Annotated in this window: 7 protein-coding genes and 1 pseudogene; all 8 read right to left on the bottom strand. The window is 44.1% G+C overall.

Features of this window, described 5'->3' with window-relative positions; translation table 11 throughout:
- Window positions 1-40: 40 nt before the first annotated feature.
- A complete protein-coding gene (locus C5S62_RS03075) occupies window positions 41-1354 on the bottom strand; it encodes a tetratricopeptide repeat protein (protein WP_104404001.1) in 1314 nt (437 codons plus the stop codon).
- On the bottom strand, window positions 1344-2135 hold the full coding sequence (locus tag C5S62_RS03070; RefSeq protein WP_104404000.1) for a hypothetical protein: 792 nt from the start codon (window positions 2133-2135) through the stop codon (window positions 1344-1346). Before C5S62_RS03070 ends, C5S62_RS03075 begins: the two co-directional genes overlap by 11 nt.
- A 66-nt stretch (window positions 2136-2201) precedes the next feature.
- Window positions 2202-2834, bottom strand: coding sequence for a DUF2185 domain-containing protein (locus C5S62_RS13795; RefSeq protein WP_223301119.1), 633 nt, complete (start codon window positions 2832-2834; stop codon window positions 2202-2204).
- An 11-nt stretch (window positions 2835-2845) separates the two neighbouring features.
- Window positions 2846-3412 (bottom strand): zinc ribbon domain-containing protein, encoded by a 567-nt coding sequence (locus C5S62_RS13790; RefSeq protein WP_223301118.1) that lies wholly within the window; start codon window positions 3410-3412, stop codon window positions 2846-2848.
- Between the two features lie 9 nt (window positions 3413-3421).
- Complete coding sequence (bla, locus tag C5S62_RS03050) at window positions 3422-4318, bottom strand: class A beta-lactamase (protein ID WP_104404003.1); 897 nt, start codon at window positions 4316-4318, stop codon at window positions 3422-3424.
- A gap of 20 nt (window positions 4319-4338) precedes the next feature.
- Entirely contained in the window at window positions 4339-4974 is a 636-nt protein-coding gene (locus tag C5S62_RS03045; RefSeq protein WP_104403999.1) for a CatB-related O-acetyltransferase, read from the bottom strand.
- A 123-nt stretch (window positions 4975-5097) separates the two neighbouring features.
- Entirely contained in the window at window positions 5098-5475 is a 378-nt protein-coding gene (locus C5S62_RS03040) for a BlaI/MecI/CopY family transcriptional regulator (RefSeq protein ID WP_104404002.1), read from the bottom strand.
- A gap of 300 nt (window positions 5476-5775) precedes the next feature.
- Window positions 5776-5900: pseudogene (locus C5S62_RS13785) on the bottom strand (hypothetical protein); the annotation flags it as partial.

The following is a 5900-nucleotide window of genomic DNA, read 5'->3' as shown; positions in this document are numbered from 1 at the left end:
TTTTAAGGGGTCAATCTTATTATGCCCGAGGGGGGCAAACTCACGCGCCTTTTCCAAACGGGGCTACGGGAGTGGCCGGTTCTTCTTTTTTCCGCTCGCGGGCTTCAAAGTCTGGCGAGTTGATATAGCTGATATACTCTTTGGCTTCTTCCGAACCGAGTTTTACAGCATCCTCAAAATACTGGTATCCCAACTCAATATCCGCCTCGGTGCCACGTCCGAAGGCATACGCCACGCCGAGTGCGGTGAGCACCTTGACGGTTATTGACTCCCATAGATTGTCGATGTCTTCCCCTGCTTCATGAAGATACTCGAATGCCACATCGTCGTCTTGAACTGTTCCCAGCCCCTCCTGATAGCATAAACCGAGGTAGGCGGCGGTCTGCGTCCGGGTGGTCTTGCTGCATTTCGGGTTTTGGTATGCCTTTTCAAACCATTCCACAGCCTTGGCGTAGTCCTGCTCCACATCACCGAAGCCTTCAAACAGATAATATCCTACCTCAAATTGCCCTGCGGGATGTCCGCATTTGGCAGCCATTTCATAGAGTTCGTATGCAAGATCGATATTCTCATCCACTTCTTCACCGGCTTCGTAGATATGCCCTGCATTGTATGCGGCTTGTGGGTCGCCCCTGCGGGCAGCCTCCACATATCGCAACAACCCACCGTATGAGTCGCCCTTCTCGGTGCGGAGATAATAGCCGTAGTTGTTGCAGATTACGGGTGAAATATCCGCCAGCATCAAGTAATATTTCTCATAAACATCCCGCGCAATTTCGCAGAAGCCGGATTTGCGTATGTCGCAGTAATTGCCCCATCCGGCACAAAGCCCGCCGTCGAAACTGCGCTCGTACCACACCTTTGCTATCGGCCAGGCCCATGCGTTATAGTCGCTTTCGTCTTTGAATTGCTTGGCATAGTCTGGCTCGACACGCAGATAGTCGCCCCAATAATACACATTGCCGACCATGTAGCAACAGAAGGCGTCGCCACGCTCTGCCTGACCGAGAATCTCCTCAAACGCTTCCTTAAACGAGGCGAACGGCATTGCACGTTCCACCGAAGGGGTAAGGTTTGCGCTTCGCGCAGCACAAAGAACGCCCGTGGCACTGCCCATCATCGCGCTCTTCTGCATCAGCTTCGATGCGTTTTCATCGTCAGCTTTGAAGTCTGCCTGCGGCCACACATACGACTCACCCATGAAGCAGCGGGCTATGAATGCCAGCGCATCTGCATCGCCCTGTTGCGCTGCCTGCATGAGCATCGCATAGCCCTGACGTATCTTCTCACGGTCGAAACTCGACCAAATCAGTTTGACAGCCGTTTTCACCGGCTTGCTATATTTACCTTTCATCTTTTTCTTCGTCTAAAAATCTGAACATCAGTCTTTCAAAGTGGTTGTTGACATCAAATTGCTCCCAGCCGGCAATAGGCTCAGGCAATCCATCCACATCAATCAGATCCCAAAGCCAGCTTCGCAATAGTCTGAAATCCGACATTTTTCCTCTATAGCCTATTGGAGTCTGTTCTGTCCATCTGACATATTCAACTTTGTATGCCTGCTCAGGACCTGTATCCTTGTCGCATCGACGTATCTGGACGTACCCGCCGTTATCTTTAGCAAAGCAATAAAGCATACTTCGCGATTTGCCCTCTATGATATTTTCCAATGCACCGATCACATCGGCACAACTGAAATATCGGAAATCCTCATTATCCACTGTCAGTTTGTCGGCATCTTTTTCTTCATCCTCAGAATAGATTTTCTGACAATGCCAATCGGTCATGTCGGGGAGCGATGCGGTGCGGAAAAAAGTGCACATAATATCAGCGGCCTCGTCACAATATACGTCAGACCGCCACATACGGAATAAATATCCTTTAACCCTTAAACACACAGCAATACTGCAATCTTTAAAGTAGTCAATAGAATAAGCCTCGGCATGTCTGACCAATACCACCGGCACGCATTTTTCAAGGTATATCGCCACATTGTCTTCTATGTCAGACACGGCATCAACAATTTTTGTCTCGGTCACGTTTGATGTGCGTTTGGTCCCATTCTCTGTCCCCAGCACATATTGCGGCTTGCGGGCTTTAAGTCCGGAAAAGATGTCTCGTGTATCGTTGCTCATTTTCAATTAACGGTTTTTATGTTCAGCGGTCAGTTTGCCGCTCTCGATTGATATGTATGGCATAATTTAATTCTTTGCAATTACCCACTTGTCACTCTTGGATTTTCGTTGTGCACAATAACCAAGAGGTAAATCATTCAGGTTGCTGATAGTCGGATCTAAATCCAATACATACTTTAATGAAACTATCCTTGCGTCGCTTTCATTATGTTCTTTACCACAAAGGAATTGCCATGCTCCGTCATCCGCATCGTGTGAAACAAATAATATTTTTTCTTTACCATCCAGGATATGACTGCATATGAAAACAGCCGTATTTGGAGCGTCTGAAAACGGGAAAATATCATTACCCTTATTGGGACTGTTTATATGCTTGCTTATAGCCATTGCAGTCCAACCTATTGCAAGATATACTGTTGCATAGACGACAAACCATAATTCATGTATGTCAAAGAAAATCCATGTCCCGGCAAGAAACGCTACGGCTGACACCAATGGAAGATTCCACATTTTCTTTATGTCTTTCCCGCAGCGATAACCAAGAATCGCAGAATAAATAGGATTCACAATTAAGAAAAGCATCATGCACAGTGCCATTCCGGAACATTCAGACGCAAGCCGGGCAACGGCAAAAGGCAATGCTAGCATCACAAGGATTGTGATTGCCAGCCAAATAATTATAGATCTTTTATTAACCATCAGTATAATACTTATTTTAGTATGTCGGAAAGGCTTGATTCTACAAACATTGTCGGAGTAAACTCCACAATCCGGTAGTCAGCAACACCATTGATGTTGAACGGATCTTGCTCTATGATAGAATCAACCACTGCACGGCTTTCGGCCTTTATCAATATTACACCGCCCACGCGGGGAGCCTGCGGACCGGATGCGATGAAATCGCCAGCCGCATAGTGCTCGGCAAGATAGTCACGATGTGCCTGAAGGAAACGGTCGACTTCTTCAAGCGGTTTTTTATATGTCAGAATTGCAATAAACATGGCTGTCCGGTTTTTCCAGCGTTTGAGTTGTGGAAAGAATTGACGCATCATGTCTTTTGCCTGCTCCTGTGTCAAGGTCTGTCCTGACTCCTTGTTTATCTCGTCGGTAAACTGAGCGCAATGTTCAATCATCTGCTCCATAGTGAAGTCTTGTGTGAATCTGCCATCCTTATAGCAGTAGATACAGTAATCCTCGTTGCGACTGCCATCAGCATTAGTACCTTTGTTGTCTGTAGTCAGCGGCATTCCGCAGCTTTGACAAAATTTATGTTCCATATTCTTATCTTATTTTTGTTTAATCAAACCTTCCAAGACAATCTTAGAAACCTCAGCAATGATGGCTGAGGTCGTTGCTATGTCGTAATTGGAATCAGCAACAAACACGGCAATAGAATATCTTGTACCATTAGGCAAATTCACATATCCACAATCATTTACTGCGGATATGCGACCTTCGGGTGTCGGAAATCCCGTACCTGTCTTATGTCCTATCAGGGCATTAGTAGGCAAAAGGGGGAAAGCAAGCCTGTCAAGCCCCGTGCGACACTGTTCAAGCATGACGGATATTTCTGAATATAACTGTGATGCGTTTCTCAATTCGTGGTAAAACCTATCAAATAGCTGCGCCATTGCCAAAGGTGTGGTACGGTTAAGATAGCTTAGGTATGGATCACGGTGCATATCTTCTTCCGAGGCTCCGATTACAATCTCATCAGAGATACCCATTTGCCTCATTATTGATGTTACTCCCGATGTTCCACCGACGCGATGCAGGAGTATGTCTGCCGCATTGTTGTCACTCTCAACCAAAGACCATTCAATCAGTTCTCTTATAGTTATGGTATTTCGGCTCTTACCATACTTTTTGAGCATCGGGCTATAGGTATCCTCTTTCATAGCCTTCTCGCTGAATGTTACGGTATCGTTCAGGGACATACCGTTAGTATTTATCCAGTGCGCTACCGTCAGAGCCAGCGGAAATTTGACTACGCTCATCATAGGGAAGTCCCGATTGCCGTTGACAGATACGGTGTCTTTGCCATTGATAATGACCGCGACACCTATACGGGCATCTTTCCCTTTGATATACTCGTGCAAAGCATTCTCTATCGCCTTGTTTCCACCAGCGAAAGCAGGCGATATAAAAGACAAATATATAATTATAAACAGTAACTTTCTCATTTTGAATACAGTTTTGTCCCTCATATAAAATGACAGTCTAATGAACCTAAATCCCCGTCTTGAATAGCTTTGATTGAATTACGAATTATATCTGCGTCCCAGTTCCACCATTGGAGTTCTTGCAATCGGGCTATAATATCTGTAGAGAATCGTTTTCGTATTTCCTTTGCAGGAACACCGCCAACAATCGAGTATGGCTCGACATCCTTTGTGACAACAGCTCGTGTGCCAATTATAGCACCATCACCGATGGTCACTCCAGCCATTATTATAGCGTCATATCCAATCCACACATCATTGCCAATTACAATATCGCCCTTGTTATCCCAAGCAGAAACAACATCAGATTTCGGTAAGTCCCATTCCTCAAAGAAAAGCGGGAACGTGTATGTAGAAAGCGATTTCAGGGTATGGTTGGCGCAATTGAATATAAACTTTGCTCCGCAGGCTATTGAGCAAAACTTTCCGATAACCAAACGATCATGATTTATAGGATAATGATACAGCACGTTATTCTTCTCAAAGTCACGAGGGTCATTCACAAAATCATTGTAAATGGTAAAATCTCCGACTTCAATATTCTGGTGCGTTATGACTGATTTAAGATAGACAGTCTGATTATCACCAGAACGAGGATATATCTCTGTTTGGTTCATATCTAAAACTATTTGAGCCGTTCTATTTCATTTATATTCAATATGTGCAAATAATGATAAATATTGCCATCTTCCTGCGCATCACCATTAATGCCAATAACGCTCTTGACTTCCATATAATAATCAGTTCCATTCTTGGCGATTGCCTTCTATCACCTGATTTATCAACTCCAGGACTTCATCGTCTGACATTTTCCTGTCCCTTACAAGAGTGCTTATCACTCCACGAATTGAATTGTTGAAATATCGCTGAACGACATTTTTCAGATTGTTACCACAATACTCCTCTCTTTCTATAAGGGGATAGTAGATGAATCCGTTGTTTCCTGCCGGCTTGTGGTCTAAAAAGCCCTTATCAACAAGAAACTTCACGAATGTAGATATGGCGGTTCTGCTTGGACGAGGTTCGGGATAAGTGGCAATAATCTCCTTAACGGTAGCTTCGCCCTTCTCCCAAAACTTATTCATCACTTCTTCTTCACGCTTAGTAAGTTGTTCCATCATAAAATGAAATTTGGTATATGCAAAATTAGTCTAAATAAATTAGTCAGTCAAGCAAATACGGCTATTTTTATGATTTATAAGCAAACGTTATTATTACGACAATGAAATTTATAGATTAATAAATGAAAATGAAGCAAGAGAATGTAGATAATTATTCCGCTTACTTCATTTTTTTATATACATTTTTATCCCTTTCGGATGGTTTTCATCCTTGAATTGAAACCCCGGCCGCCGATGATGACATGATCGGCAATGAAGTTGTTTGACGAACTTTGTTCATTTATCAGGCTACTTTCTTCAATTCTGTTGTTCCCACCTAGCATACATCTTCCTTGAAAGTTCCACAATTTCCCGGCTCAGTTTCACAAGATCGATGGTATGTTTCTCCAACTTGTAGAGCAACGCCATCGCCTTCTTCTCCG

It is taken from the genome of Prevotella sp. MGM2, assembly GCF_002933955.1.
In the GTDB taxonomy this organism is placed as follows: domain Bacteria; phylum Bacteroidota; class Bacteroidia; order Bacteroidales; family Bacteroidaceae; genus Alloprevotella.
The sequence above is the reverse complement of the archived record's forward strand: the minus strand, read 5'-3'. Positions and strand labels throughout refer to the sequence as shown.

Bases quoted from the DNA above. Each gene is read 5' to 3' on its own strand.
- C5S62_RS03075 (WP_104404001.1), bottom strand. From the start codon at position 1,354: ATGAAAGGTAAATATAGCAAGCCGGTGAAAACGGCTGTCAAACTGATT.
- C5S62_RS03070 (WP_104404000.1), bottom strand. From the start codon at position 2,135: ATGAGCAACGATACACGAGACATCTTTTCCGGACTTAAAGCCCGCAAG.
- C5S62_RS13795 (WP_223301119.1), bottom strand. From the start codon at position 2,834: ATGGTTAATAAAAGATCTATAATTATTTGGCTGGCAATCACAATCCTT.
- C5S62_RS13790 (WP_223301118.1), bottom strand. From the start codon at position 3,412: ATGGAACATAAATTTTGTCAAAGCTGCGGAATGCCGCTGACTACAGAC.
- bla (WP_104404003.1), bottom strand. From the start codon at position 4,318: ATGAGAAAGTTACTGTTTATAATTATATATTTGTCTTTTATATCGCCT.
- C5S62_RS03045 (WP_104403999.1), bottom strand. From the start codon at position 4,974: ATGAACCAAACAGAGATATATCCTCGTTCTGGTGATAATCAGACTGTC.
- C5S62_RS03040 (WP_104404002.1), bottom strand. From the start codon at position 5,475: ATGGAACAACTTACTAAGCGTGAAGAAGAAGTGATGAATAAGTTTTGG.